25 protein-coding genes and 3 tRNA genes are annotated in these 25,769 nt (G+C 37.0%); 19 read left to right on the top strand and 9 right to left on the bottom strand.

Annotation, left to right across the window (positions count from 1 at the left end):
• Positions 1–93 precede the first annotated feature (93 nt).
• The 5 genes from K5X82_05765 to K5X82_05745 all read right to left on the bottom strand — a co-directional run bounded on the left by K5X82_05765 (position 94) and on the right by K5X82_05745 (position 4,984).
• Entirely contained in the window at positions 94–636 is a 543-nt protein-coding gene (locus tag K5X82_05765; GenBank protein ID QZT38400.1) for a DUF898 domain-containing protein, read from the bottom strand.
• A gap of 82 nt (positions 637–718) precedes the next feature.
• Positions 719–1,933: a transposase gene (locus K5X82_05760; GenBank protein QZT38399.1), complete on the bottom strand. Its 1,215-nt coding sequence runs from the start codon at positions 1,931–1,933 to the stop codon at positions 719–721.
• A 251-nt stretch (positions 1,934–2,184) separates the two neighbouring features.
• Positions 2,185–2,754 (bottom strand): hypothetical protein, encoded by a 570-nt coding sequence (locus K5X82_05755; protein ID QZT38398.1) that lies wholly within the window; start codon positions 2,752–2,754, stop codon positions 2,185–2,187.
• Between the two features lie 211 nt (positions 2,755–2,965).
• Positions 2,966–4,489 carry a SulP family inorganic anion transporter gene (locus K5X82_05750; protein QZT38397.1) on the bottom strand — a complete coding sequence of 508 codons (1,524 nt, stop codon included), beginning with the start codon at positions 4,487–4,489 and terminating at the stop codon, positions 2,966–2,968.
• A 156-nt stretch (positions 4,490–4,645) separates the two neighbouring features.
• Positions 4,646–4,984: a hypothetical protein gene (locus tag K5X82_05745; protein ID QZT38396.1), complete on the bottom strand. Its 339-nt coding sequence runs from the start codon at positions 4,982–4,984 to the stop codon at positions 4,646–4,648.
• 807 nt (positions 4,985–5,791) lie between these two features.
• On the opposite strand from K5X82_05745, the gene K5X82_05740 reads away from it, so the two are divergent.
• Genes K5X82_05740 through K5X82_05720 form a run of 5 tightly spaced genes read left to right on the top strand, consistent with a single transcriptional unit; the run spans position 5,792 to position 10,129 of the window.
• Entirely contained in the window at positions 5,792–7,123 is a 1,332-nt protein-coding gene (locus tag K5X82_05740) for a hypothetical protein (protein QZT38395.1), read from the top strand.
• A 2-nt stretch (positions 7,124–7,125) separates the two neighbouring features.
• The gene (locus tag K5X82_05735; protein ID QZT38394.1) at positions 7,126–7,653 is read left to right on the top strand and encodes a hypothetical protein; all 528 of its coding nucleotides are present in this window, start codon (positions 7,126–7,128) and stop codon (positions 7,651–7,653) included.
• A gap of 32 nt (positions 7,654–7,685) precedes the next feature.
• Positions 7,686–8,114 (top strand): hypothetical protein, encoded by a 429-nt coding sequence (locus K5X82_05730; protein QZT38393.1) that lies wholly within the window; start codon positions 7,686–7,688, stop codon positions 8,112–8,114.
• Positions 8,115–8,121: 7 nt separating this feature from the next.
• Positions 8,122–9,066: a DUF6175 family protein gene (locus K5X82_05725; GenBank protein ID QZT38392.1), complete on the top strand. Its 945-nt coding sequence runs from the start codon at positions 8,122–8,124 to the stop codon at positions 9,064–9,066.
• Between the two features lie 4 nt (positions 9,067–9,070).
• Positions 9,071–10,129: a hypothetical protein gene (locus K5X82_05720; GenBank protein ID QZT38391.1), complete on the top strand. Its 1,059-nt coding sequence runs from the start codon at positions 9,071–9,073 to the stop codon at positions 10,127–10,129.
• 129 nt (positions 10,130–10,258) lie between these two features.
• Here the strand turns inward: K5X82_05720 and K5X82_05715 are convergent, their stop codons facing one another.
• Together K5X82_05715 and K5X82_05710 are read right to left on the bottom strand one after the other, a co-directional pair.
• Positions 10,259–11,389 (bottom strand): acyltransferase, encoded by a 1,131-nt coding sequence (locus tag K5X82_05715; protein QZT38390.1) that lies wholly within the window; start codon positions 11,387–11,389, stop codon positions 10,259–10,261.
• 157 nt (positions 11,390–11,546) lie between these two features.
• Positions 11,547–12,017, bottom strand: a complete 471-nt coding sequence (locus K5X82_05710) for a hypothetical protein (GenBank protein QZT38389.1) — start codon at positions 12,015–12,017, stop codon at positions 11,547–11,549.
• A 159-nt stretch (positions 12,018–12,176) separates the two neighbouring features.
• Here K5X82_05710 and K5X82_05705 point away from each other — a divergent pair, with 159 nt between their 5' ends.
• The 3 genes from K5X82_05705 (at position 12,177) to guaA (ending at position 15,301) form a co-directional block, all read left to right on the top strand.
• Positions 12,177–12,662, top strand: coding sequence for a low molecular weight phosphotyrosine protein phosphatase (locus K5X82_05705; GenBank protein ID QZT38388.1), 486 nt, complete (start codon positions 12,177–12,179; stop codon positions 12,660–12,662).
• A 13-nt stretch (positions 12,663–12,675) separates the two neighbouring features.
• Entirely contained in the window at positions 12,676–13,551 is an 876-nt protein-coding gene (locus K5X82_05700; protein ID QZT38387.1) for a fructosamine kinase family protein, read from the top strand.
• A 217-nt stretch (positions 13,552–13,768) separates the two neighbouring features.
• Positions 13,769–15,301, top strand: a complete 1,533-nt coding sequence (gene guaA / locus K5X82_05695; GenBank protein QZT38386.1) for a glutamine-hydrolyzing GMP synthase — start codon at positions 13,769–13,771, stop codon at positions 15,299–15,301.
• A gap of 166 nt (positions 15,302–15,467) precedes the next feature.
• Here the strand turns inward: guaA and K5X82_05690 are convergent, their stop codons facing one another.
• Positions 15,468–15,920, bottom strand: a complete 453-nt coding sequence (locus tag K5X82_05690) for a DUF2750 domain-containing protein (protein ID QZT38385.1) — start codon at positions 15,918–15,920, stop codon at positions 15,468–15,470.
• A gap of 52 nt (positions 15,921–15,972) precedes the next feature.
• Complete coding sequence (locus K5X82_05685) at positions 15,973–17,412, bottom strand: AAA family ATPase (GenBank protein QZT38384.1); 1,440 nt, start codon at positions 17,410–17,412, stop codon at positions 15,973–15,975.
• A gap of 97 nt (positions 17,413–17,509) precedes the next feature.
• On the opposite strand from K5X82_05685, the gene K5X82_05680 reads away from it, so the two are divergent.
• The 11 genes from K5X82_05680 to K5X82_05630 all read left to right on the top strand — a co-directional run bounded on the left by K5X82_05680 (position 17,510) and on the right by K5X82_05630 (position 25,760).
• Positions 17,510–18,145 carry a hypothetical protein gene (locus K5X82_05680; protein QZT39088.1) on the top strand — a complete coding sequence of 212 codons (636 nt, stop codon included), beginning with the start codon at positions 17,510–17,512 and terminating at the stop codon, positions 18,143–18,145.
• Positions 18,146–18,179: 34 nt separating this feature from the next.
• Positions 18,180–19,043, top strand: a complete 864-nt coding sequence (locus K5X82_05675) for a DUF3822 family protein (GenBank protein QZT38383.1) — start codon at positions 18,180–18,182, stop codon at positions 19,041–19,043.
• Positions 19,031–19,582 carry an RsmD family RNA methyltransferase gene (locus K5X82_05670; GenBank protein ID QZT38382.1) on the top strand — a complete coding sequence of 184 codons (552 nt, stop codon included), beginning with the start codon at positions 19,031–19,033 and terminating at the stop codon, positions 19,580–19,582. The genes K5X82_05675 and K5X82_05670 overlap by 13 nt, the downstream gene beginning before the upstream one ends.
• A 144-nt stretch (positions 19,583–19,726) precedes the next feature.
• Positions 19,727–19,800, top strand: a tRNA-Asp gene (locus K5X82_05665).
• A 53-nt stretch (positions 19,801–19,853) separates the two neighbouring features.
• Positions 19,854–19,927: transfer RNA gene (locus K5X82_05660), tRNA-Asp, on the top strand.
• Positions 19,928–19,953: 26 nt separating this feature from the next.
• Positions 19,954–20,027, top strand: a tRNA-Asp gene (locus K5X82_05655).
• A gap of 68 nt (positions 20,028–20,095) precedes the next feature.
• Positions 20,096–21,241 (top strand): CapA family protein, encoded by a 1,146-nt coding sequence (locus K5X82_05650; protein QZT38381.1) that lies wholly within the window; start codon positions 20,096–20,098, stop codon positions 21,239–21,241.
• 242 nt (positions 21,242–21,483) lie between these two features.
• Entirely contained in the window at positions 21,484–22,512 is a 1,029-nt protein-coding gene (locus tag K5X82_05645) for a hypothetical protein (protein ID QZT38380.1), read from the top strand.
• Between the two features lie 65 nt (positions 22,513–22,577).
• On the top strand, positions 22,578–23,243 hold the full coding sequence (ubiE, locus tag K5X82_05640) for a bifunctional demethylmenaquinone methyltransferase/2-methoxy-6-polyprenyl-1,4-benzoquinol methylase UbiE (protein QZT39087.1): 666 nt from the start codon (positions 22,578–22,580) through the stop codon (positions 23,241–23,243).
• A gap of 97 nt (positions 23,244–23,340) precedes the next feature.
• On the top strand, positions 23,341–24,183 hold the full coding sequence (locus K5X82_05635) for a PorT family protein (protein ID QZT38379.1): 843 nt from the start codon (positions 23,341–23,343) through the stop codon (positions 24,181–24,183).
• Positions 24,184–24,206: 23 nt separating this feature from the next.
• Positions 24,207–25,760 carry an FAD-binding protein gene (locus K5X82_05630; protein ID QZT38378.1) on the top strand — a complete coding sequence of 518 codons (1,554 nt, stop codon included), beginning with the start codon at positions 24,207–24,209 and terminating at the stop codon, positions 25,758–25,760.
• The last annotated feature ends 9 nt before the right edge of the window (positions 25,761–25,769 follow it).

Here is a 25,769-nt window from a genome sequence, read left to right as displayed (position 1 = left end):
GAATCAAATAATTTTGTTTTCAATAGTTTAAGATAATGACAATTAACAACATAAATAAATATTTCTTCGTTTTTTTTTGTTAAGTCGCCAAATCTAGGTATAATTATGCTCTCTAGTGTCTCCATTTATAAGTCGACCTAATGCAATACCTAAAAAGATACTCAAAATAAGTGTTATCAGTCCTAATCCAACATGATATCCCAATAAAACTCTTGTTTTGCCTTTAAATGTTAGCTTTTTATTATTTAAATAGGTATTGTCTATAAAAAAGCTAAGTATTTTCTTTTGCAAGAGTGGGTATAAGATTCCATTGGATAAAATTACAGTAAAACCGTATCCCAAAGTAATTGCTAAATAAGAACTGAAGCTTCCTATAAACTTAAAAGGTTCGTTATTAATACGAACACCTTTGATTGTATCGACTTTCCAAATATAGCTACAGATAAATATAGAAATAAAACCTATCAATAATAAAAGTGAGGCAATCATTCCTAGAGCAGCTCCAACAGAATTTTTGGAAGTAGAATTATTAATAAACATGATACTGCTGATTGCAACCACAAATGCTATAATAAATATAACAAAATATTTGAAAGAGTTTTGAATGTCAACTTGAGAGGATAGAAACCTTTTCATAGATGTAAAAATTAAATAAATTAAGCGGCCTAAGATAGATAAATATTATTGTATTATGTTATCACAATACTTCGTTAAATAATTAAGCGGCAATAGTGCCATAATACAAGAGTTCCCTGGCCTTTTCTTGATTTTTAGGTAAGTGTGGGTCAATACCGAACTTGTCAAAAAACAAATTCAATTGTAATTCATTGTGGTTTATTGTTTTAATATCTGTCATCGAAAATGATCTTCTATCTTCTTTGGGTATACATAACCAATGTGCAACCTTAGCTAGGTTAATGGCCGTGAGGGAGGCATTAAAGTGAAAATCCAATTTGTTTTCACTTCTAGCTTGACAGTCATTTAAGCCTGTGTGCTGCTTGCCATCTCTGTAAAGAAATTCAATTTGGAAACGACTTTGATAAAATTTCAAGATATCCGATGCATCCATTTTGATGTCTGTAGAAAAGTACAGCTTGTTGCTCTGCTTCCCCTTATTACTAAAATAACGAGCATGTACGACCTTTATATTACGTTTTAAGGATATGGAATACACAATGGCATTATGGATTAATACTTGCTCATCTTTGGATACAAGTTTAAAATGGCTCATGTCAATATTTGTGTTATCAACTTTTCCATCATATTTCTTCGGTCTTCCAGGTTTACCTGTTGGCTCACCTTGATACAGGTAACGTAAGTTGGCATCATCTCTTAGCCTGCCTATTAAATGCATATCGGCTTTTAGTACCTGATCAACAAACGTGCGCTTTGCAAACCATGCGTCAGCCACTAAATATTGAGATATTTCATGCAGTTGTACTTTTCGCTCTGAAATCAGATTGGCATACCAATCTGAAAGAGATTGCTCTTTATCCACAATGGTCTGTACAGCTTCTAGGTGGAATGCTGTATGATTGTCGATATCAATGGCAGCTAAACCACCTATTTCAAGGCCCCACTTTGCACGGTTGGCACATCCTGACCAAAAATGACCGAGACCTGGCGTGTACTTGCCTGCCTTATTGATATGTGAAGGATCAAAAGCAATGGCGTATCGACCGCTACCCTGAGAAAGTGTCAATTCAATATTAAAAGTTAGAAAGTCGAATGGTTTTTCAAATTGTTGTCGGTATCTTTGTTCTCCGTGCTTACCGTAGCGACCCAACTGCAGAAAGTTAATGCGCCCTTTGATGCATAAAAATAGGATAAGAGTCTCTGTTAAAAACGCTTTTCTCCAGCTATTGATGTTTGACATTTTTGATAAAATCGTTTCAATCCGTGTTTTATAAATATTATTTCCCTTGATAATCATCCTTAATAATGTTGTCGAAATTCACTATTAAGATACTGATTATTAAGGGTTTAATTAATAAAACAAATACTTATTTTATTGATATTCAGTATTTTATGTCATACCTTAACGAACTATTGTTATCAAGCATCTGTTATTATATAATTAGATGAAGGTGCAATGAAATGGTGTCATAATGGTTTGAGACCAAAAAAGGCTGCACTTAATTAAATAAGGCAGCCTTCAAAGGATAAAATGAAGAGTACTGATTGTTATATTTTTTTCAACTTCCCTGTAGCAGGATCGTATACCAATCCCACAACCTCTAAAGTGTTATTTTCAGAAGTTGCTTTTACTACTATCGGATGTTTAGATAATTTATCTAATTGATTCTTTGTATGCGCTTCAATTAACTCATGATGCGTTGGATTGGCTTTCTGTAATGCCTGTAGCTCATTATGAATGGGAGTGATCCATTGACTGATATATGGGGAGAATTGGTCTCCTGAAAGTGCAGCCTTGACACCTCCACAATCGTAATGTCCACAAACTACTACTAGATTAACCTTTAGATAAAATAGAGCATATTCAAGAACTGAGTTCAAACTCTCGTCACTCTCTTCTATTACATTGGCAATATTACGGTGAACAAAAATATCTCCTGGTTTCGACTCCGTGATTAACCCGGGAGGAACACGACTGTCTGCACATCCAATCCATAAAACTTCTGGTGCTTGTCCTTTTCCATTCTCTTCCAAAAGAGAGGAGTAGTGCTTTTTCATATCTAAAGCCCAAGCTTCATTATTATTTAGTATCTCATTAAGTACATTCAACTTTTCCATATAGTAATATTTTCTTCTTTCATATAAACACCAATATTTCTAGTGAAATGTGACTGGCATTGACATTATATCTTGTTTATACAAGAGGGAAAGATCAATTTAAGATGATATACCTCTCATAAGCTTTGTATAAACAATATATATCTGTAACAACTCAGCCCCACCTTACCATGTAATTGGTATAAAATTTCACACACAATACTCCATCTCTTTAGTGATCAAGGTATGGAATACCGACACACTCTACATGAACATTATTGTTTGCCGCTTTCACTTTAAGTGTCGCAAGCATCTTTGGTATTTTCCTATCTAAGAAAAATGACTGACTTCCATCCACAATAACAGTTGATGCCAAAGGAAGGTTCTCTACTGCCTGCTTTAATTTCCAACTATGGAAGAATGAGACATTTTTAGATAGAACAATCCTATATGTATCGATGTCTTGATCTGAGTGGATTTGGAATGGGTTGTTCACATGATGAACTACATAAAGAATCATATGAGAAAGAATACCCAGGCTAATACCTTTAAGCATATCTGTAGCTACAATACCAAAAGCGGTAACCGCAAAAGGAATAAATACATATTTACCCTGCTTGATATGTGCCTTGAAAACTTCAGCACTCGCTAATTTGTAACCAACATGAAGAAGAATCGCGGCCAAAGAGGCTAGTGGAATCAAATTCAGTGTGGCACTTAAAAATCCAACACATACCAACAGTGTGATACCATGAACAAAAGAAGATAGACGAGTCTTACCTCCCGACGATACATTGGTTGCACTACGAACAATAACCTGTGTAATGGGTAATCCTCCAACAAGTCCTGAAACAATATTTCCTATACCTTGTGCCTTGAGCTCTTTGTTTCCGTTGGTCTTACGTTGCAATGGATCTAAATCATCAGCTGCTTCCACACACAATAGTGTTTCAATACTACCAACCAATGAGATCAGTATTGCGGTACCTAACACCGCACTATTTAAGATCGAAGTAAAATCAGGAAATTGAATGAACGATTGTACATCATTAAAGCTTGAAATAACTGGGATCGACACAGTGGTGATAAATCCATTTAGTGTGTTTGATAATGCATATGCTGGTGCAAACGTCTCTAGTCCTAAGTTGGCAAAAATACCGAAGATAACCACCCAAAGCGGTGCTGGTAAGAACTTGAGGAATCTATTCTGATTCAATTTAAAATGATCGAATAAGAGTAGAATGGCAAATGATATCGCAAAAATCATAAATGCTCCCATATGCATCGTACTAAAGAATAGTCCCGCATCGTTAGTTTGGAATGCTTGTGTAACCGTCGCTTTAATCTCTGCCATACCCAATATATTAGAGCCTTGGGTGAAGATGATGGAGATGCCAATACCTGCAAGCATCCCTTTAATGATCGACTTCGGAAAGAGTTTGGTGATAAAGCCTAACTTGGCATAGCCCATCGAAATCTGAAGAACTCCAGAGAGAACAACAGCCATAAGAAATGCTGGATATCCTAACTGCTGAATCGCAGTGAATACAATGACAGCAAGTCCTGCTGCAGGCCCACTTACGCCAATCGATGAATTACTAAACAACGTTACAATAATACCACCGATAATACCGGCAATAATACCTGAAATAAGTGGCGCTCCTGAGGCCAAAGCAATTCCAAGACACAATGGAAGTGCTACTAGGAATACAATGACTCCTGCGATAATATCGCTTTTTATATATCTGTTTTGCATGATAATGAACTTTATTAGGTGTACTCTAATAGGATCTTGATGATATAGTTATCCCAATAGGTAGCTATATCATAGTCCCTTCTATCTATTTGTGCGAAGAGGTTTTATTGGGGCATAGTTATCCCATAAAGAACCAACTTCTTGTTCGTGGAAAAATTATAGAGTGTAATCTGGGGGAGGGGATAGTACCTCTTGGTAATGGGAGTGGAAAAGGTCAGAAAATTCATTACTGCCATTATTGTGTCCTTGGTTAAGAAATAACCATTTATCCAATTGATTGCTGCAAAACTTAGCGTCTTCTATCTTCTTCTTCAAATCATCCTTTGCGCCTTGATCTCCTTTGTCCTCCTGCTCTTGAGGGAACTCGGATGTCTGCTCTTGCATTTCACAACAGTAATCATAGTCAATTAATGGCATAACAATATTTGCAGTGAATGCGTATGCAACCAAAGCAAATATGAAAGAAGTGTATATGTTTAGAAACTTACTTGCCATTAATGTTCAATTTTTACTTTTCTTAATGTTACAAATATAATTGAAGAAATCGAATATCGAAATAATATTCGATTTAAATAAGGACCCTTTAGTCTTTTTAACAAATGCTTTTTTATAGCACGGACTTTCATGTCATTATTATGGTTAATAACATTCATCAATACTTCCTAGTTACCTACTAGGAGTCTGATAGGTGTCTCCTCCTACCTTTGTCCATGGTTTAGCCGTGGTTCGTCCATGGTTCAGCCATCCCAACCCCCGAAATCGATGGACAAACCATGGACGAACCATGGACGAACCATGGCTGAACCATGGACGAACCATGGCTGAACCATGGACAAAGGTAGGAGAAGGTACGGTTGAGGGTATAAGTAGATACCTAGAAGGTATATTTTGTTGCTTTATTGGGCGCGAGCATTTCGTGTCAATGTGGATGTGTCGTTGATGTTTTTAAGGTGTTTTTTTTCGTTTTTATTTCATCTGTGTAGACTCGTTGCATAGATGGTGTGTTGTTTTGTGATGTCGTTGGAATAGCCCTGTGTTTTCTTTTTGTTTCATGAATAGATTCGCGTTTGTGTTGGGGTAGAAAAGGGCTGTTTTTTGATTTTTTATGGAATTCTACTTGGGTACGACGTTTTATGGCGTATGTGCGAGATACTTTCGTATTGTCGTTCGAGGTCAAATACAATATCTGATGATTGCATTGATGTTGGTTGTGCTAAGATAGAATAAATAATTGATTAATTGAGAGGGGGAGTGTTTTCTCTTGCTCTTGGTATATGAAACAAATTAACCAGATTCAAATTTATGAAAAAGAAAGTGTTACTTGTAATGGTGGTGATGGCTCTAGGAGTGTTAGGGCATGTTGTAAATGGACAAGATGTACAGTATAGACGAAGTTCGTTAGCTATGGTGCTAATTGAGTCGGATAATTTTCCTAATAAGGAATTCGTCTCGGCTTCATGGGATCACTACCCTTTTCCTGATAAGTATAATAAGCACGATATTCAAACGAAGTCAGTGAATATCGAGAAGATGAAGTTGACAGATCAAGATTTGGTGAAGGCTGGGTTTTTAAAAGATACATTGAGAAATGTATTTCAGATTACCAAGGCTAAGGCGTCACAAAAGGGGTTAAAGTATTTAGATGGTAATCGTTCGATTGCTGTGGTGCAGCCAACAGAGAAAGAGATTTTTCAAGTGAAGATTGATAAGATGATTGCTGAGACGCATTTGGCGAACCAGGTGGTGGCCTCATGGTTTGATATGGGCGTTGATCATCAGTTTGATATGGCTTTGGTACAGGAGCGAGGGTTTTATAATGCTTCTGAACTGGAGGCTGGTGTGGCTAAAGGTCAGGCTCGTGGAATGTCTGCTTTGGGTGATGCTGGAGAGGAGTTGATAAAGAATACTTTCGTGACATTTACTAAGTTGGATTTTGTGGAGAATGAGCCTGTGGCTAGGGCGGTTAGAGATGCTGCAAAGAAGGAGATAACCAAGCGAATGTCAGGAAAGCCTAAGATGTTGCTTACGGCTGCTTTGAAAGGGGCTGATGTAACGTATGAGAAGACGAAAGAGGGTTGCTCTTTGTGGTCAAAGACTTTCTTATATCAATTGAATTGGAATGATTCTACTGCAATGGTTTTTTATCGTGATTATTGGAATAATCCTGATGTATTGATGGATTCCGATCTGTTTAAACTCAATTTTGTTGGGGTGCAGTATAATCAGAGTTTGGTGACTTTTAGTCTTGGGAAGAAGAGAGCCGAGGATGTGATCATTGATTTGGCATTGGTGCGAAATCTCGATAATACTTTTGCTAAGCTACAGAAGAAGAATGACGTGTTTAAACCTAAAGTGCCTATCGTTTCGGTGAATCCTATTGTGGCTCAGATCGGAGAGAAAGAGAGTATTACTTCGAAGTCGGAGTTTGAGGTGCTCGAGATGGTGTGGAACCAGAAGCAAGGCAAGACGATATGGAAAAGTATAGGGAAGTGTAAGGTGGATAAGAAGCGTCCAGTGTGGGATAATAGATATAGTGTCGATGAACAGACAAAAGCGGATAGTGATCTGCATGGAACGGTTTTAAAAGGATCAAAGAAGATTGCTCCTGGGATGTTAATTAGACAAATTAAATAGAGATGCAAAAAGCGAGTGTATATCTTCTGTGTTTTTTCTGTAGTATGCTCTGTTCGATTGAACTGTTGGCAGCTTCTGGATCAAAAAAGAAGTTAGATAAAGAGACTGAATGTTGGAAATATGAAGTGGAGGCAGTTGCTACAGGTGTTCAGGGTAGTTATCAACTTAAAGTGTGGACCTATGCAAAACGACCAGAGGACGCTATTGCCCAGGCAAAGAAAAATGCGGTACATGCTGTGATATTTAAGGGTTTTCCTTCTAAAGATCGTGTGGCAGGTCAAAAGCCTTTGGTGAGTAATTCGAGTGTGGTATTAGACAAAGCGCAGTTTTTTGATCATTTCTTTGAGGATACAGGAGGATTTGAGAAGTATGTGTTTTTGGCGAATAACGGCTCTATTGCTGCAACTGATCGTATTAAATTAGGTCGTAAGAGTTATAAAATTGGAATGATCGTATCGGTGAATGTTGCTGGGTTAAGAGAAGAGCTGGAGGCTGCTGGTGTGATTCGTAAGTTAAGTAGTGGATTTTGATGAAGTATTTTCATATAGTAGGTTGTTATGTTATGTTACTTCTAATATTATCGGGGTGTAGTACACCCCGATTTATTGGAAGTCATTCATTTCATACTTCATGTTTAAGCGATCGCTTGGATGGGGTGGTGGTATTGAAGTCATGGGGAGAGGGAGTGTCCACTTCTGAAGCATTATTGAATGCACAGAAGGTGGCTATAGAGAATCTTTTGTTTCATGGGATCATCGATGGGGCTGTCTTGTTAAAACCGATGGTGAATGAAGTGAATGTACAACAGGAACATCGTGAGTATTTTAGATCTTTCTTTTCAAAGAGAGGTCCATTTAAGGATTTTGTGTCAATAACGGGTCAGAAAAAAGATCTGTTTCGTTCTCAAGAGGGGTTTGTGACTGGAGTGGTATTAGAGTTGAAAAGGGATGCGTTGCGATCTAAACTTGTTGAAGACGGTATAATAAAATAGTGAATTTATGAGAAGGATATATATAGTTTCAGCAATGATGTTGATCGTATGCTGTGTGTATGGGCAAGCTAAGAAACCTAGTATTATGGTTGTGCCTAGTGACGATTGGTGTACATCACATGATTACGTGATGACTTTTGATAATCAGGGTGATGCGATAACTGTACCTGATTATTCTAAAGCTTTATTAGAAAATGGAGAACTCAATAGTGTGATCTCAAAGATTGGGGAGATGATGGCAGAGCGTGACTTTCCATTGGTTGATCTGAAGTCACAAATGGATAAGATTATTAAGGATCAGGCACGTACCAATATGAAGGGGGTGAATAAATCTCCTATTGATGTGTTGAACGAAACAGCCAAGGCAGATATTGTATTGAAGGTTTATTGGAAGGTGAATCAAGTAGGACCTAAAAAATCTGTGACTTTTCGATTACAAGGGGTCGATAGTTATACGCTAAAACAACGTGCTGCAGCGAGTGGTACAGGTAAACAATCTTTTACTGCCGAAGTGTCTGTATTATTAGAAGAGGCTGTATTAGCTTACTTAGACTCTTTTAACTCCCAGTTGATGTCCTATTTCGAAGATGTTTTTGCGAAAGGAAGAGAGGGCGCTTTGGTGTTGTTGGTCGATGAGATGAGTGATATTGATTTTAATGAGACTTATACATTCAAGGGACGATCGGCATCGTTAAAGGATATTATTAATCGGTATTGGATGCCACGCAATACGGTCAAAGGACGATTTCAGTTGAATCAGAATAGCGAAAATGTTTTACAATTTTCACAAGTGAGGATTCCTCTTTATGGAGACGATGGCTGGGGAGGCCAGATGGCTTATGATTTTGAAACATGGGGAGGAAATCTGAGACAGTTTCTTTCAGACTCTCTACAGGTGCAGTGTGATATACAGACCAAAGGCCTTGGTGAGGTTGAACTAACAATAAAATAGGACGATGAAATATATTATTATCATATTTATTTTAGTTGTAGGTGGTGGAAGTATCTTTGGACAAGATAACCAAACCACATTGAATGATCTTGGACGCATTGCGATGCGTGCAGTAGTGTCAAATGAGATCGACGGATTGAATGAAAGTTCACGTCATTTTTTAGAGCATAAGTTGAATCAACTAACTACACGATATGGAATGGGAAGTAGCTGTTTGGAGGAGCGTTTTATCTTAACTGCTAATGTGACGGTTTTAACCAAGGATATTACACCTACTGCGCCTCCAATGCATGCCTATACATTAGAGGTGAGTTTTTTTATCGGGGATGGAATTGATGGGAAGATGTATGCTTCGATATCAAAAGTGTATAAAGGTGTTGGACGTAGTGAAACGAAAGCATATCGGGCAGCTTTAAAGAGTATTAAAACCAATGACCCTCTCTTTCTCTCTTTTATGGAGAAGGGGAAGCAGAAAATTATTGCTTACTATAATTCAAATTGTGATTTTATTCTGAAGGAGTCAGAAATGTTGGTTTCTCGTAATGAATATGACGATGCGATGGCTAATCTCGTGGCTGTACCTGAAGTGTGTAAATCGTGTTATGATAAGGCAATGGATCAAGTTCGTACTATTTATCAAGAAAAAGTAGATTATGAAGGGAATCTTCTGTTGGTTAAAGCGAGAAGTGCTTGGAGTGAGTCTTTAGATTTGGTTTCTGCGAAAAAGGCAGGTCTATTTTTGAGTCAGATTGCTCCCCAAGCAGCTTGTTATGCTGAGGCTGAACTTTTGTCTCAAGAAATTGTCTTACGAGTGAAGAATCTTGATGAGAGAGTGTGGAATCTTAAGTTAAAGAAACAGCAGGATGATGTAGATTTGAAGAGGGATGAGATGGATGCGAAAAAGCACCTTTTAGATGCAGAATGGAACCTTAAGTTGAAGAAACAACAGGATGATGCAGATTTGAAAAGGGCTGAAATTGATGCGATAAAGCATATTGCAGAGAGTCGCATAATAAAGGGAGTGGAGGAGAATAAGAAATATAATTATAAGGGATGGCTATAGGGTATAGTTATGTAGTTTTAAGTTTTCTATAGAGGTTGATACAAAGATGGGGTGGATTGTAAAGTCTATCCCATCTTTTGTATTGCTAGTATTCGGTGAATTAAAATAGAGAGATGTCCTCTTGACGATTTAAAAAAGCTTCTTCCCTTTTAATTCTATAAAATTGTACGTTAGTTTTGATAGACCAACAATGCCTAAAACAATCAAGCCCATCACAATATTATTAACTGTAGAACCACCAAAATCCATATAATTTACCCCTTTAATATTTGTAATGATATTCGTATGAAATAATTTGTCTGTAATAAGGAACATGGAGGTTAAGAACAGTAATAGGCTAAAGTGAATCATATAGATCGAGTATGAATAAAGGCTAAGAGTTTTTAGTGGTCTTGTTTGTAATATCTTCGATATGACTCCTTTCTCATACGAAAATATGAAAATAGTGATTATGTATAGTGCTGAGGCAATGATTGATTTATGTGGTGGTGTTGTACTCAAGGTTATTATAATTGCTGAAATTAATATGATTTCGAGGATAGATGCGAAGTATGATGGAATTGTTAAATGAGGATACTTATTGTATGTAAGTGCGACGAGTGCTCCTGCAAAAAAACAAGATAGTCCTCTAAGTACGTCTAGCATTAGTATGTCAGATCCGATGAAAATGAGAGTGAAGGATATAAAAGAAAAAAACGCCCAAGCATATTTCTTATAAGATCGAAAAACGACTAAGGAGATGTAAAACAATATATATACATAAAATTCAATGCTTAAACTCCATGAGGGTGCATTGAATGATAGGCTGTGTGTGTAAGGTGTCCATGATTGTAGTAATAGAATATTAGGTAATATTTCTGCAATACTTAACCTTCCAGAAAATGCTGGAGAAGGGAATGAAATATTGGTATAGTGTTCTGCAAGAAGTTTTATCAACTCTCTTGACGCAACAACAATGAACATTGTGATGTGTAAAGGATAGAGGCGAAGAAAGCGTTTTTTAATAAACTGTTTAAAAGTAACATATTTGTTATTGCCATAATGATAAGTGATAACAAAACCACTAAGCATAAAGAAAAACTCGACAAAAAGTGTTGCATCATGTATTATGGTCATTTCTGTAATGGAGTCGATCAAACTAAAATGGCTTAATACAACGCAAATTGCTAAGATCCCTCTAAATGAATCTATGGCCTCGAACCGTCCTTTTGTCATTATTTGTAGTTGTGTTTCTTTTGAGATTGAGTTATAATATTTCAAATATAACTTAATTTTGCATAATCAGATGAAGAGGGATTTGACGTTATTAATGGAGATGTTTTATTGAAAAAAATAGATGCAAATAAAAAACCACATCCCATTTGTTATGGAGATGTGGTATCTGTTGTATAATAAAGTGGGTAATAGATGTTTCTGTCTAGAATAAGAATCGAACAGATACTGCAATATCCATTTCAAGTCCTCTTGAGTTGATAAGTCCTAGTGATGGACGCGTATCTAGCGCAAGTTGTAATGGAATGTCTGGGAATACATATTCAATACCACATATTCCATTGATAGAGAGATATACACCTGTGTTGTGGTGAGTTCCTCCATCTTTATTGTACCAACTGCCAAGTCCTGCACCCACACCGTAGTACCAACGGATGTTTCCTTCTAATGGTTTTACCCATTGGTAAGTACCAACCAACGACCATCCACCCCAATCCTTGCCGCCGTTAATACCAAGGTCTGCTTGTAGACGATTGTATTTTGCAAAAGGATGTTGATAGCTAATTTCTGTTCCAAAACCATTTCCTCCACCTAAGCGAAGACCGATGGCTCTTTGTGCTTTCGCCCCGAAATGAATACAAGTACAAAGTGCTATAAGTGCAAATAGTCTTTTCATTGTTTGATTTTTTCTGATTATCTTTAATTGATTTATGGAATTTTGTTCCACTGGCAAACATAATGATAAATAACTGAATCTATGTCTTCGTTTTAATACAAATAGAGGCGTATATTTGTTATAAAATAAATTAAAATGTAAATTTAAGTAATTAAAGAAATGGAAAATCATAACGATACAACAACGGTCTTATTTATATGTCTTGGTAATATTTGTCGTTCTCCGACGGCAGAAGCAATTTTTAAGAAGTATGTTTCTGATGAGGGATTGGATGATCAGTTCGAAATTGATTCGGCTGGAATGATTGGTAATCATGAAGGAAGCCGAGCTGATGGACGAATGAGGAAACACGCAGAAAAAAGAGATTTTGTGTTAGAGAGTTTGTCAAGACCGTTCGATAAAGATGTTGATTTTGATAGGTTTGACTATATAATAGCGATGGATGGATCGAATATTTCAGATTTGAAATCAAGAGCTAGAAACGAAGCGGATCTTTCAAAATTGCATCGAATGACAGATTATTGTGTTGGGTTTGATTATGATACGGTTCCTGACCCTTATTACGGTGGTGCGGAAGGATTTGAGTTGGTGTTGGATATCTTAGAAGATTCGTGTAAAGGGTTGCTTGATAAAATTAAAAAATAAATCTCCTTATTTCATGAGTATACCTAATTCTGTTTTAGAACAAATCGAAGTTTGGGCTGAAGAGCCTATTCAATTAATATCACATCAACATATTGGACATTTTACAGAGACTGCTGTGATTCAGTTTCGTCCTGATATGCAATATTTTCTTAAATATTCTACTGATGATACGGTGGATATGGGTGTTGAAGTCCGAGGCTTGAGAACGTTGAATCGACTAGGTTGTGTAAACACTCCAAAGGTTTCATATAATGGTAATCGATTTATATTGATGGATTACATTGCTAAAAACAGGGTTGGGTATAACTTCTTCTATGATTTTGGTGTGCAAGTGGCTAAAATGCATGAGATGAAAGGGGATGAGTTTGGTTTAAGTTATGACAATTATATTGGACCTAACTTGCAATCTAATTTAGCAACAAAGGAAGAGGCTAGATCATGGACTCTGTTTTTTTGGAACAAACGCCTGTTGCCTCAGTATGAACTTGCCAAAAAGAATGGCCTTGTAGATATCTATTTCTCGAAGTCATTCCATAAGTTTGAGGAGATTTATCCAATGATTCTATTGCCTGTGGAGAATGAGACTCCCTCTTTGCTTCATGGTGACTTATGGAGTGGTAACTACTTAGTTGGTAATAATGGAGATCCGGTATTGATCGATTCCGCTATTTACTATGGTCATCGTGAGGCCGATCTTGCGATGACTTCACTGTTTGGGGGATTTGAAGCCGATTTTTATAGAGGATATCATGAAACAAACCCATTGCCTTCAGATTGGGAAGAACGCCAGAATGTCTATATGTTATACCATATGTTGAACCATATGAATATATATGGTGAAGAGTATAAAGCCCAGGCGATGGGGTTAATGAATTATTATCTCTCTTAAGGGGTATTTAGCAATATGGTTCCTGTGATAATTGGTGTAAATATTAGTAGGTGTAATTTTCTGAATTGATATCAATACAAAATCGGTTGTGCACTATCTCAATGTAGAATTGGTGTTAAATCGTATAAAAGTGGAGGGGTCAAGCATGACGAAAATGAAAAAAAGATATATATTTGCGCCAATTATCCAATTATTACCTATTTTTTAAATCCCATTTATGCAGGAGAAAATACTCATTTTAGATTTTGGGTCTCAGTATACCCAATTGATCGGAAGACGTGTACGCGAACTTAACGTTTATTGCGAAATTCACCCTTTCAATCATTACCCTGAGATCGACGAAACAGTTAAAGGGGTAATCTTGTCAGGAAGCCCATATTCTGTCAGAGATGAAAAAGGTCCTCGTATTGATTTGTCTGAGATTAAAGGGAAAATGCCACTTTTAGGAGTGTGTTATGGAGCGCAATATTTGGCTCATTTCTTCGGGGGTGAGGTTGGAGCGTCTGATAGTCGTGAATATGGAAGAGCAAACCTTCAGTATGTAAATAGTGAAAATGCCCTTCTTAAAGGAGTTTCTCAACCATCACAGGTATGGATGTCTCATGGTGATACTATTACTAGTTTGCCAGATAATTATGAAGTGATCGCTTCTACTGAAGATGTGGAGAATGCTGCGTATCATATCAAAGGAGAAGATACTTATGCGATTCAATTTCACCCAGAAGTGTATCACTCTTTAGAGGGAACAACGATTCTTAAGAATTTTATTGTTGATGTTTGTGGTTGTGATCAGAGTTGGACACCCGATTCATTTATTGATGAAACAGTGGCCAAACTGAAAGCGCAGATAGGTGACGATAAAGTTGTTTTAGGTCTTTCAGGAGGTGTTGATTCGACCGTTGCTGGTGTGCTTTTACATAAAGCGATAGGTGATAACCTTACTTCTATCTTTGTAGATAATGGATTGTTGCGTAAGGATGAATTCGAGAGCGTATTGGATTCCTACAAAGGAATGGGATTGAATGTGATCGGAGTTGATGCGAAGCAAAAATTCTATAATGATTTGGCTGGTGTTGTTGATCCAGAGGCCAAAAGAAAAGTTATAGGAAAAGATTTTGTGGAAGTCTTTGATGAGGAGTCTCACAAGATTCAGAATGTGAAATGGTTAGGTCAAGGAACTATCTATCCTGATGTGATTGAGTCTGTTTCTGTGAACGGAGGTCCTTCAGCAACAATTAAGTCTCATCATAATGTGGGTGGATTGCCTGATTATATGAAGCTAAAAGTTGTAGAGCCGTTGAATTTGTTATTCAAGGATGAGGTGAGAAGAGTCGGAAAAGCTTTAGGCATTGATGCGAAACTTTTAGGAAGACACCCTTTCCCAGGTCCAGGTTTAGGTATCCGTATTTTAAGTGATGTAACTCCTGAAAAGGTGTGTATTTTGCAAGAAGCTGATGCTATCTTTATTAATAGTCTTCGTGAGTGGGGATTATATGATGATGTTTGGCAAGCAGGAGTGATGTTGTTGCCTGTACAGTCTGTTGGTGTAATGGGGGATGAGCGTACGTATGAAAATGTCGTTGCTTTAAGAGCTGTTGCTTCTACAGATGGAATGACTGCCGATTGGGTTCATTTGCCATATGAATTTTTGGCAAAAGTATCTAACGATATTATTAATAAGGTGAGAGGAATTAACCGTGTGGTTTATGATATATCGTCAAAACCACCTGCAACTATTGAGTGGGAATAGTTCCTTAATAGATGATATATATTATAAAAAAGCGGAGTGTATTTTAATACACTTCGCTTTTTGTTTATTAGTATCTCTGCCTTCTTTCTATTGGAGACCGATGATTGATATTTTCATCTCAAATGAATTAATAAACAATATAGGTCATTTTGTAATTCCATTTGCATTAGCTTAAAGCTTGCTTTAATTGGTCGTGAAAATCTTGAAGACTCATATAGTTTTGTAGTGGAACACTTGCATTCTCTTCATTCAGCTTTTCAATGATGATCATGGCAAGTTCTAAAGGGTGCGCTTCATATCCAACAAAATCTTTACCCATGTTTAATTCAATATGGTACCCTTGATTGGCTATACCAACACACCATTGTTCTAGGAATTCTCCCAATGGAAATGATGTAGGCTGATATGTTTTCCACTCTACTGTCGAGACCTCAAGGGCTCTCTCTTTAGACTCCCAAAAACATAGTTTATTTACTGGCTTGCCTTCGTTGTCAGCGTAGATAGTGGATTGTGTCGTTGCAAATCCTACTTCATTTTCTAATGTCCACACTTCTCCTGTTCGGCTTACTTCATTTAAGAAGTTTTGAAGTTTTAGTAAGACTTCTTTGTTATTTTCCATTGTAAAATATTGTCGTGTATGAATTGAATGGTTCAAATATAATGAAGATTTCCTAGAATATTTCTTGGTCTTTTTCGTGAAAGAACTCTTTATTGAAGTTTAGTAGAAAGGCTTTGTCTTTAGCTCTTGTGATAGCAGAGTATAGCCATTTAAGAAAGTTTGAATCTAGGTGTTCTTCTGTAATATAACCTTGGTCGATAAATACGTTTTTCCATTGGCCACCTTGTGCTTTATGACACGTGATAGCATATGAGAATTTTATTTGAAGTGCATTGAAATAAGGACATTCACGAATATGTTTCCACTGTTCGCGTTGGGTCGCTAGCTCTCTATGTTCTTCCAATATGTTGAAGTATAGCTCTTTTGTTTTTGCATAGTTTATGTTTCCTTGATCTGAGTGAAGAAGGTCAAGGAAGGCCTTGCATGATATCTCTTGCTCACTCTCGAGTAGGCGAAGTTCGAGGTCCACAAAATTAACTCCATAGACATTCTCAGTGCGTCCAACACGAGTTACTTCTGCGATCTCTCCGTTGGCAATAAAGTCAATCTCTTTGTATTCTTTGCTCCAAAAATAGTTGTTCTTAACGACCATGATAAGATCTCCTGTCTCTATTTTTTCTTCATAGAAAAAAATTGAGTTTCTTATTCCCTGGTTGAAAATAGTAGCTCTTTTGTTTGATCGAGTTATCAGTATGGTTTCCGATCTTCCTTGTTTGTCATAACATGTTTCAATCTCCTCGATAACATCTCTGCCATTCGACTTGTTGAGGTCTTCAAACTCTTGAATGTCAAACTTTAACTGTTTGTCCCAACAAGTAGTGTCTGTAATGATGTCTCTTATTTTTGTTGCATTATGCAGGATGCCAGATTGTTTTTGGTGGCGTACTACTTCGGTCAGTCGATAGGTTGAAACCTCGAACCCAAATTGTTCAAGATGTTTTTTGTCCAGTGCTGGAGCATGTTCTTGTCCTATAGGAGGAAGCTGTGCATCATCACCTATAAATATTAATTTGTTATTTTCGCTAGTCAGCGTGGTGGTGATTAGATCTTCTAAGATGTTACCAGATCCAAAAATGGCATCCTTAAAACTTTGACCAGAGATCATGGAGGCTTCATCTATAAAATAGGTCTGAAATTCATCACTAAAAGCACGTTTGTTAAATTGATAGTCTATCGTTCCAACATTGCGCTGTTGGTATATGCTTTTGTGTATTGTGTTTACTTGCAATCCTGTGTGGTCATGTAGGACTTTGGCTGCCCTACCAGTGGGTGCCATCTGAGATGTGGAAATACCAAAAGCTCTTAATGTTTGAATAAATGCTCCAATAATTGTGGTTTTTCCAGTTCCTGCATATCCTTTAATGATAAAAATATTGACATTTTTATCATTGAAAATAAAATTGAATAAAGCCTCAATAAGTCCCATTTGATCGGATGTTAGATCAAATGTTAAGGTGCTTTGAAGTTTCAGTGTAAATTCTTTTTTTTGCATAATGCCAAATTAAGGAAATTACAGAGAATAAAATTTATTTTTTTTCTTAAATTTGCAGACAAACCAGTAATTTCATTAACGAAAGAGTATGAAAAAAATATTGATTCAAGTAGTATTGATTGCTATCTCGGCATTTATTGCGTTTCAGATTTACAAGACAGTTGAGCAACCAATGCTATATAAGAAGGCGAAAAAGGTGCGCTACGATGCCGTAGTTGCTAAATTGAAAGATGTACGTAAAGCAGAGTTGGCTTTTAAGAGTGTTAACGGACAGTTTACAGGTAGTTGGGATACTTTAATTACTTTCGTAGCTGATGATTCTCTTCCATTGGTGCGACGCATTGGTTCATTAACTGATTCGATGGTGGATGCAGGTTGGACAGAAGCAAAAGCACTTAAGAAAGGGCTTATTATTCGTGATACGATTTATATCGGTGTTCAAGATTCTTTGTTTAAAGCGAAGGGCTTTAATCCAAATGACTTAGCTGTCGTTCCTAATTGTAAAGATCAGCGTTTCCAATTGGGCGCAACAATCATTACTACTGGGTCAGGTGTTAAGGTTCCTGTTTTTGAAGCAAAATGTCATAACAACCAATATTTAGAAGAGCTTAAAGGTGATTATGAACAATTTATTATTAATGACAATGAGGCAGCTCGTGTTAATAATAAATTCCCTGGTCTAAAAGTTGGTTCTGTTACAGAAGCAAACAATAATGCTGGTAACTGGGAATAAAGCATAAAGAATAAATAACATAAAACCTTTCATTATGAAATCTAATATCTATGTGGATAGCTCGGTTTCGAATGAGGACTTTTATCGATACGAAAGATCCATCCAAGTTAGCTTGGATGGATTTTCTTTTTCTATAGTAGATGTTGGAGGAGAAAAGCCTCGTTTGGTTGCTTATGGTTTCGAGTCTATTGTTGCAACTCCAGTTGCTCTTTTGGCAGTATCACTTGCTCATTGGTTAGAGACGCTTCCTTTTCGAAATGGTGATTTTAAAAGAAATATTGTAGTTGTTGATCTTGAACGATCATTGGTGGTGCCTACTTCGATGTTTCAAAAAGAGGATGTGTCATTATATTGTGATCTGCATTTTCCTGATTTTAGTCACGAATGGGATAGTATTATTTGGAATGAGGTCTGTCAAAGCAATGTTGGGGTGTTATTCGCTGTGCCAGTATCACTTTTAGAGGTTGTAAAACGTTATTTTGAGCAGTTTCATTTAATTCATACACAGGTTCTGTTGTTGGATGAAAAGCAATTCAAGGGCCCATTGAGGAAACCTAGTCTTGTTGCTTCTGTCAGGCGGAGATCGATGAACGTGGTGTTGTATGATGAAAAAGGTTGTTTGCTGTTATGTAATCGATATGACTTGAGGGGAGGCATGGATGTTCCCTTTTATCTATTTGCGGCATTAAAACAGAATAATTTAAATGTCAAAGCGTCTTCATTGTGTTTGATGGGCGAGATTTCATTGGAAGATGAAGAGATTATGTTATTGCAATCAGAGTTTAGTAGTGTGGATTTTTACAATGGAGGGTTGTATATTGAGCAACAAGAGGAGGTGTTAGATGCCCCAATGTTTCAATATATGCCTTTTTTAAATGTATATAGATGCGAATTATAGGCGGACAATTTAAAGGGAAGCAGTTAAGACCTGGAAAGAAGTTTACGGCAAGACCGACAACGGACTTTGCAAGGGAGAGTTTGTTTAACATTTTAAGAAATAGGATAGACTTCGAGGAGGTCTCTTTCTTAGATTTATTTGGTGGAACTGGAGCTATCTCCTATGAAATGGCATCTCACGGGTGTCGAGATATAACTATCGTGGAAAAAGATAGTCGACATTTTACTTTTATACGAGAATGTTTGGATCAACTGAATATTTCAAGGATCGTAAGTCCTATCAGAGGAGATGTGTTTCGGTTTGTTTCATCATCACGAAGAAAGTTTGATGTTGTTTTTGCTGATCCACCATACGAATTAGGTAAAATAGAAGAAATTCCTGAAAAAATTTTCGGTGCAAATTTGCTTAATGAAGATGGTCTTTTAATTGTTGAACATGGTAAAAAGACGGACTATTCCACTCATCCTAATTTCAGGGAGTTAAGAAGGTATGGGAGTGTTCATTTCTCATTTTTTTGGAAGATTGAAGAGGCAGAGTAAGGCGTGAAAACTCCCTTTGTAAGGTCTCTCTCGAGAAAATTCTTTGAAAAAAAGTGCTTGCAAAATTTGTAAAAAAAGAAACATGATCTATATTTGCAACGCCTTTCGAGAGAGACACACTCTAAAAGAAAAGCACGACATCTTGGTTTGGTAGTTCAGTTGGTTAGAATACATGCCTGTCACGCATGGGGTCGCGGGTTCGAGTCCCGTCCAGACCGCAAGATTAGTTCTTTAAAATAATGATTTAAGAGAGACTGAAGTAAAAGCTTTTGGTTTGGTAGTTCAGTTGGTTAGAATACATGCCTGTCACGCATGGGGTCGCGGGTTCGAGTCCCGTCCAGACCGCTCAGAGGTCTCTCTTAAATGTTTTTGGTTTGGTAGTTCAGTTGGTTAGAATACATGCCTGTCACGCATGGGGTCGCGGGTTCGAGTCCCGTCCAGACCGCAGAAAAGCTTCACAAGAGATTGTGGAGCTTTTTTTTTGTCTTATATTTGAGTAAATATATTCAAGATATGTGCTTTGGACGACACTTTTTATTGATTTTGTGCTTCTTGTTTTTTCAACCTGCAATAGCACAAGATAGGGTTACTTTAACTTTTATAGGCGATATAATGGGCCATGGTGCCCAGATAGAGGATGCAGCATATCACGAACGTCATTTCCCTGATGTGAATGCTTACCAGCACTGTTTTCAGTATGTCAAAAGGTCTTTAAGTAAATCGGATTTTACCATTGGTAATTTAGAGGTGACATTGGCTGGAGCTCCTTACGCAGGATATCCTACATTTTCTTCTCCAGCATCTTTGTTGGACGCGAGTAGAGATGCTGGAATTGATGTCTTTGCATTGGCTAATAATCATGTCTTAGATAGAGGAAGTAGAGGGGTTGTAAGAACTACACGTAAATTGGAATCGCGTGGTATTCCATATATGGGTGCATATAGAGATAGTGCTTCTCATGACTCCTTAAATGGCTTGGTATTACAGAAAGGTGATTTTCGTATAGGGGTTTTAAATTATACTTATGGCACAAATGGTATTACTGCAAGGCCGCCTATAATGATTAATTATATCGATACAGTGCAAATTAAAAATGATATTGATTCCATCAGAAAGAAACAGGTGGATGAAGTTGTGGTGATGTTGCACTGGGGGAATGAATATCAGTTAAAGCCATCTCGATCTCAGCGACGATTGACAACATTTCTACATGAAAACGGAGTGCGGGTAGTTATTGGGTCCCATCCTCATGTTGTTCAGCCAATTGATTGGAATAGAGAAAAACAAGAGTTGTGTGTGTACTCATTAGGTAATTTTATCTCTAATCAACGCGAAAGTCCTAAAGATATTGGGCTAATTGTTCATGTGACATTGATGAAAAATGGAGAGAAGACTCATGTGGAAGATGTTTCCTATCAAACCACCTATGTGCATCGCTTTAAAGAGTCTAACGGTTACTGCTTTACTGTTTTACCATATTCATTTATTGGAAAAGACTCTATTGCATTCTATAATTCTAAACTAAGATCAAAAGCTTCTTCTGATGAGAAAGTGATAAGAGAGTTGTTGGGAAAGTCGAAAGCTCGATATCTTCAATACGATGATCAGTTTGATGATTCTATTCCGTGTGATATTAAGCCAAAGGTATGGGTTCCATAGGTTTATATTAGTGGTCAAGGTTTTATTGCTAGACAAGATGCGTAAAATCTTTCGTTATAGTTGCTGTTTAGAAGCATGTTTATTTGTAGTAATTTGGTAAGCAGTGTTTTATGGTGTGTTTTATGCTTTTTTTTGTACTGTTGATCTCTTTTTTTGTGTTATTAATAGTATGATTAATTCAATAAGAATTATAACTTTGAGAATAGCTGAAACATTCTATTAACCTCATAACTTATTAATTTATGTCTAACGATAATTCTCAAATAAATGATAATAGACTTTTAGTCAAAGATGTTATCGAGTTGATGCTTGCATTACCACAGCTTTCGCCTGTTAATTATTTTAAAGTGGATAGAGAAAACGTCTCTTCTCAGTTGATTTTTGAAAGATCAAATGAAGTCGATGCAGGGTTGATTCGTGTTCCAGGGAAAGAGGAGATTATGGTTTCTGCAACTATTGTTATGGAACGTTTATTACGTATTTCTCCTCAAGCGGCAACAGAATTGGCATTGGCTCAGTTAGTCCGTAAGATATACTGTTTTGGAGCAAGCTTCTCTGCTTATGACATTGTTATTACAAATGTTAATATGTCAAGTCCTTATCATATGGAGATGGTTGATGGCATTAAAGAGGGATGTAAACGTATTTCTCGAAAATATGATATTCCTATGAGCCATCAGAAGATCTTATTTACTTGTGATCCAAAGACACTTGATCAAATGCCTTCATTGGTGTTAAATGGCTTAGGTGTTTTGGCAAAAGAGAACGACTTTGTTACTTCTAGATTTAAAACTAAAGGAAATAATATATATTTGTTGGGTAAATCCATTGAGGATACGCAAGGCTCGTTGTTTCAGAAGTATGTTCTGGAAGAGAAATGGGACTCGTTAATGCGATTTGATTTGGATGTAGAGATAAAATTAAAGAAAGTCCTTGAGGGATTGGTTTCAAATAAATTGATTGAGACAGCAAATCCATTACATCGTGGTGGTTTGTTCTTTTCACTGTTGCGTGCTGGTTATGAGAGTGGTTTTGGTTTTGATATTACCACTGATATGGCTGTGTCTCCTGAGGCATTTTTGTTCGGAGAGTATTTAGGGCGTGTGATTGTAAGTGTGTCACCAGATAAAGATGATGCTTTTATCGATTATATGACTTCTGTTAATCAGCCATTCTATACATTAGGGCACGTTACAAAAGGTGAGATCAGAATAGATGATCAATCATATGGCTATATCGACAAGGATTATTCCGATGTGGAACCTATATAAAAAGTTTTTCAGTGGTAAATCCGTATAATGATTCAGAGTTAGGGAAGAAGCAGCAAGTAGCTGAGATGTTTAATTCAATTGCACCAAAATATGATTTCTTGAATCATTGGTTGTCGTTTGGTATTGATAAACTATGGCGAAAGAAGGCTGTTAAGCTATTAAAGCCATTCAAACCGAAGGATATTCTGGATGTTGCGACTGGAACAGGTGATTTTGCATTAGAAGCGATGAAACTCAATCCTAATCATATAATAGGGATGGATATTTCAGAGGGGATGATGAATATCGCTGCTGCGAAGATTGAAAAACTTCATCTGAATGATACCATCTCTTTTGAAGTTGGTGATTCTGAGGATATGAGGTTCGAAACTAGTTCAATAGATGCCATTACTGTAGGCTTTGGTGTGAGAAACTTTGAACACCTTGAAAAGGGGCTGTCTGAATTCCATCGTGTATTGAAGAGTGGTGGAGTGGCATGTGTGTTAGAGTTTAGTAAACCGAGAGTTTTTCCGATCAAGCAATTATATAATTTCTATTCGTACTATATTTTGCCTTTATGGGGGAGATTGATCTCAAAGGATACTAGAGCGTATACTTATTTGCCAGAGTCTGTTTCTGCATTCCCTGATGGAGAGGACTTTATAAAGGTGATGAAAAAAGTTGGGTTTAATTCGGTGAAAGAATATCGTTTGACTTTTGGTATTGCAACAATTTATTTTGCGACGAAATAGCCAAGAGATCGGAACATTTACAATAATATCATTGTTTTAAAGTTTTATATAATAGTGGAGTTTTTGTATGATATTATTGTAAATGTGAAGATGTATTATGAAAGGATTATTCCTGACCATATTGATAAGTTTGGGTTTTTCGATGAATCTGATTGCGCAATGGAATGAAGTTGCCAATCTTACAACATATGATAAGAAAAGAATTCATTTTGGTTTCTTCTTGGGGACCAACTTTATGGATTTTGGTTTTTCTTATTATAACAAGCCATCGATGAATCCAAGTTATGTAGCACCCAAACCAGGTGATCCTGCTATGAATTATGACCCTAATAGTTTTGTTGCAGCAGAGGTGTCATCATTGAAGCCTGGATTCACTGTGGGAATTATTACCTCTCTTAGACTATATTCATGGTTAGATCTTAGATTTCTGCCAGGTATGTCTTTTGGGGAAAGAACGATCTCTTACCCTTTCTATGATAAAGGAATGGATACCTCAGCTACAGGAGTTGTAACTGGAGGAACAGGTGCTACTGGTAGTACCACTTCTACGAATAAAATTTACACTCCCTATTCCTATATTTCAAAATCAACCTATATTGACTTACCCTTGCTATTTAAGTTTAAAGCACAAAGAGCTGTTAACTTTCGTCCGTATATTGTTGCAGGAGGGAGTTGTAGAATTGATTTAGAGACACGAGATGACGATGCAGACCTCGTTAAATTAAAGAATTTAAGTTATTATGCTGATATTGGAATTGGTTTTGATTCCTTTTTGCAATTCTTTAAGTTTTCGGGTGAGCTAAGATATAGTTTTGGATTAAATAATGTGCTTGGAGATATTCCAACGCCATCACCTGAAAATGATTTTGATCCTCAATATATGTATCCATTAAAATCACTTCGACCTCAAGTCGTCTCTTTGATATTCTACTTTGAGTAAGAATCAAATTTTGAATAGTTAAGATGAGAAAAGAGTTAAATATAACTGCTACTCCAAAGCAGGCCTCGAATGTTGAGTTTTTAAAGCCCATTGTGGCAACAAAACTGAAGATCCAAAAAGATCGAATTTGTGACATCATTGTCCGTCGTTCATCTATTGATGCAAGACGTCCCAATATCAAGATCAACCTTAGTTTGATTATAGATATTGATCAAAAGGAGCCGGCACCAAAAAAGCCATCTTTTGAATATCCTGATGTAAGAGGTGAAAGAGAGGTTTTGGTTATAGGTGCAGGACCTGCAGGGATGTTTGCTGCACTTAGGTTGATAGAGCATGGAATAAAGCCCGTTGTTTTAGAGAGAGGAAAAGATGTTTATGAGAGAAAACAAGATATCTCTGCAATTCATAATAAACATATCGTGGATCCTAACTCTAATTATGGTTTTGGTGAGGGGGGTGCAGGAACGTTTTCTGATGGAAAGCTGTATACCCGATCGAAGAAGCGTGGTGATGTTCGTAGAATCCTTGAAATATTTAATTTTCATGGAGCTCAAGATGAAATATTGATAGAAGCCCATCCTCATATTGGAACGAATGTATTGCCTAAGGTGGTAAAGAATATGAGGGAATCTATTCTTAATGCTGGTGGGGAAGTTCATTTTGGTGTTAAGGTGGAGGATTTTATTATCAACGAAAATAAGATGACTGGTGTTGTCTTACAGGATGGTACGATAAAAAGTTCGGACGCGATAATATTGGCTACGGGTCATTCAGCCAGAGAGATATATTATCGTTTGGATGATTTAGGAGTAGAATTAGAAGCAAAGGCCTTTGCTATGGGAGTTCGATTGGAGCATCCTCAAGAGGTGATCGATCGAATTCAGTATCATGGAAGCGATAGGGGAGAGTATCTTCCAGCGGCATCTTATGCATTTGTAGAGCAGGTGAATGATAGGGGTGTTTATTCTTTCTGTATGTGCCCTGGAGGTATTGTGGTGCCCGCTGCAACCGCTCCTGACGAACTTGTTGTTAATGGTATGTCACCCTCTAGTCGTGGTGGAAAGTTCGCAAATGCGGGACTAGTTGTGGAGATATATCCAGAAGATGTAGGAGAAACTAATGATCCGTTAAGTGGATTACGGTATCAGGAAGCTTTGGAAAAATTATGTTACGAGAAAGCAGATAAGACACAGAATGCACCATCTCAGCGCATGGTTGATTTTGTAGAAGGAAAGCTATCTGATTCAATTCCAAAGTCATCTTATAGGCCAGGTTTGACCTCTTCAAGATTAGATTTATGGTTGCCTAAGCATATCGTTTCCCGGTTACAGAAGGGATTCCTAATGATGGGCAAGAGGGCAAGAGGGTTCTTAACGAATGAAGCAAAGATAATTGGAGTTGAATCTCGTACCTCTTCACCTGTCCGTATTCCTCGTGATCAAGAAACACTACAACATGTTCGAATAAAGAATCTTTATCCATGTGGTGAAGGGGCTGGATATGCTGGTGGTATTGTTTCTTCGGCTATGGATGGTGCAAGGTGTGCAGATATGATTGCATCTGAATGGAACAAATAGTATCTAAAC

This window comes from Prolixibacteraceae bacterium (assembly GCA_019856515.1).
Classification (GTDB): Bacteria; Bacteroidota; Bacteroidia; order Bacteroidales; family Prolixibacteraceae; genus Halosquirtibacter; species Halosquirtibacter xylanolyticus.
The sequence above is the reverse complement of the archived record's forward strand: the minus strand, read 5'-3'. Positions and strand labels throughout refer to the sequence as shown.

What these genes read in the sequence shown, in the direction of transcription:
- K5X82_05765 (QZT38400.1), bottom strand. Translation starts at nt 636, where the DNA reads ATGAAAAGGTTTCTATCCTCTCAAGTTGACATTCAAAACTCTTTCAAA.
- K5X82_05760 (QZT38399.1), bottom strand. Translation starts at nt 1,933, where the DNA reads ATGATTATCAAGGGAAATAATATTTATAAAACACGGATTGAAACGATT.
- K5X82_05755 (QZT38398.1), bottom strand. Translation starts at nt 2,754, where the DNA reads ATGGAAAAGTTGAATGTACTTAATGAGATACTAAATAATAATGAAGCT.
- K5X82_05750 (QZT38397.1), bottom strand. Translation starts at nt 4,489, where the DNA reads ATGCAAAACAGATATATAAAAAGCGATATTATCGCAGGAGTCATTGTA.
- K5X82_05745 (QZT38396.1), bottom strand. Translation starts at nt 4,984, where the DNA reads ATGGCAAGTAAGTTTCTAAACATATACACTTCTTTCATATTTGCTTTG.
- K5X82_05740 (QZT38395.1), top strand. Translation starts at nt 5,792, where the DNA reads ATGAAAAAGAAAGTGTTACTTGTAATGGTGGTGATGGCTCTAGGAGTG.
- K5X82_05735 (QZT38394.1), top strand. Translation starts at nt 7,126, where the DNA reads ATGCAAAAAGCGAGTGTATATCTTCTGTGTTTTTTCTGTAGTATGCTC.
- K5X82_05730 (QZT38393.1), top strand. Translation starts at nt 7,686, where the DNA reads ATGTTACTTCTAATATTATCGGGGTGTAGTACACCCCGATTTATTGGA.
- K5X82_05725 (QZT38392.1), top strand. Translation starts at nt 8,122, where the DNA reads ATGAGAAGGATATATATAGTTTCAGCAATGATGTTGATCGTATGCTGT.
- K5X82_05720 (QZT38391.1), top strand. Translation starts at nt 9,071, where the DNA reads ATGAAATATATTATTATCATATTTATTTTAGTTGTAGGTGGTGGAAGT.
- K5X82_05710 (QZT38389.1), bottom strand. Translation starts at nt 12,017, where the DNA reads ATGAAAAGACTATTTGCACTTATAGCACTTTGTACTTGTATTCATTTC.
- K5X82_05705 (QZT38388.1), top strand. Translation starts at nt 12,177, where the DNA reads ATGGAAAATCATAACGATACAACAACGGTCTTATTTATATGTCTTGGT.
- K5X82_05700 (QZT38387.1), top strand. Translation starts at nt 12,676, where the DNA reads ATGAGTATACCTAATTCTGTTTTAGAACAAATCGAAGTTTGGGCTGAA.
- guaA (QZT38386.1), top strand. Translation starts at nt 13,769, where the DNA reads ATGCAGGAGAAAATACTCATTTTAGATTTTGGGTCTCAGTATACCCAA.
- K5X82_05690 (QZT38385.1), bottom strand. Translation starts at nt 15,920, where the DNA reads ATGGAAAATAACAAAGAAGTCTTACTAAAACTTCAAAACTTCTTAAAT.
- K5X82_05685 (QZT38384.1), bottom strand. Translation starts at nt 17,412, where the DNA reads ATGCAAAAAAAAGAATTTACACTGAAACTTCAAAGCACCTTAACATTT.
- K5X82_05675 (QZT38383.1), top strand. Translation starts at nt 18,180, where the DNA reads ATGAAATCTAATATCTATGTGGATAGCTCGGTTTCGAATGAGGACTTT.
- K5X82_05670 (QZT38382.1), top strand. Translation starts at nt 19,031, where the DNA reads ATGCGAATTATAGGCGGACAATTTAAAGGGAAGCAGTTAAGACCTGGA.
- K5X82_05650 (QZT38381.1), top strand. Translation starts at nt 20,096, where the DNA reads ATGTGCTTTGGACGACACTTTTTATTGATTTTGTGCTTCTTGTTTTTT.
- K5X82_05645 (QZT38380.1), top strand. Translation starts at nt 21,484, where the DNA reads ATGTCTAACGATAATTCTCAAATAAATGATAATAGACTTTTAGTCAAA.
- ubiE (QZT39087.1), top strand. Translation starts at nt 22,578, where the DNA reads ATGTTTAATTCAATTGCACCAAAATATGATTTCTTGAATCATTGGTTG.
- K5X82_05635 (QZT38379.1), top strand. Translation starts at nt 23,341, where the DNA reads ATGAAAGGATTATTCCTGACCATATTGATAAGTTTGGGTTTTTCGATG.
- K5X82_05630 (QZT38378.1), top strand. Translation starts at nt 24,207, where the DNA reads ATGAGAAAAGAGTTAAATATAACTGCTACTCCAAAGCAGGCCTCGAAT.